Source organism: Pseudomonas saliphila, assembly GCF_008638345.1.
In the GTDB taxonomy this organism is placed as follows: Bacteria; Pseudomonadota; Gammaproteobacteria; order Pseudomonadales; family Pseudomonadaceae; genus Halopseudomonas; species Halopseudomonas saliphila.
On sequence record NZ_VTVA01000053.1, the window covers coordinates 1 to 1,160 of the forward strand.

Here is a 1,160-nt window from a genome sequence, read left to right on the forward strand (position 1 = left end):
TAGGGAAGGTCTGAATAACTCCCCGAAATCGGCGATAATACGCCCATCACAAAACCTGTAGGATTCGTTGCTGCCATGGATCAGATCACCTTCTCCGAAGCAGAGTACCAAACCAAGAAGCGCAAAACTCGCCGTGAGATTTTTCTGGAGCGCATGGACAAGCTGATTCCGTGGCAGAAGCTGGAGAAGAAGGTGGCCCGATACTACCCCAAAGGCGAGAACGGCCGGCCTCCGTATCCGCTGCCTGCCATGCTCCGTGTTCATTTTATGCAGCTGTTCTACAACCTCAGTGATCCGGCAATGGAAGATGCACTATACGAAATTCAGTCGATGCGTAGCTTCGCAGGTTTGAAGCTGGACCGCTTGCCCGACGAAACGACCATCCTCAATTTCCGGCATTTTCTGGAGCAACACGGACTCGGCAAGGCACTGTTCAAAGAGGTGAACAAACACCTGGAGAAGAATGGTCTGATGCTGCGTGAAGGCAGTATTGTTGATGCCACCATCATCTCTGCTCCGAGTTCCACCAAGAACAACAGTGGTCAGCGTGACCCGGAAATGCACCAGACCAAGAAAGGTAATCAATGGCACTTCGGCATGAAAATGCACATTGGTGTCGATGACACCCTTGGGCTGATTCATAGCATAGACACTACGGCTGCCAATGTTCACGATATTGTGCCTTCCGGCAATCTGTTACATGGCGACGAGCAGCGTGTGTTCGGGGATGCGGGGTATCTTGGCATTCAGAAACGGGACGAGCATAAGCAACGTAAAGATGTTGACTGGCACATCGCCAAGCGTCCGGGTACTCGCAAGACGCTGAGCGCCAACAATCTGAAAGCTGAGAAAATCAAAGCCAGCATTCGTGCCAAAGTGGAGCACCCCTTCCGGTACATCAAGCAGGTCTTTGGTTACAGCAAAGTCCGCTATCGCGGCCTGGCCAAGAACACCAATCGTTTGTACTTGCTGGCAGCGTTCAGCAACCTGCTGATGGGCGAGAAATATCTATCGGCGTAGGGTAATTGTGCCTGTTTTGCGCCGATATGGCGGGAAATGGGCTAAAAACAGACAAATAATGAGGAAGTGCTGCCTGAAATTCACGTTTTTTGCCGGCCAATGTCTAGATTGGCGAAATGCAGCATTTATTCAGACCTTCC

1 protein-coding gene is annotated in these 1,160 nt (G+C 51.1%); it reads left to right on the top strand.

Features of this window, described 5'->3' with window-relative positions; genetic code table 11:
• Positions 1-75: 75 nt before the first annotated feature.
• Positions 76-1,020, top strand: a complete 945-nt coding sequence (locus FHK95_RS19960; protein WP_088476352.1) for an IS5 family transposase — start codon at positions 76-78, stop codon at positions 1,018-1,020.
• Positions 1,021-1,160 lie beyond the last annotated feature (140 nt).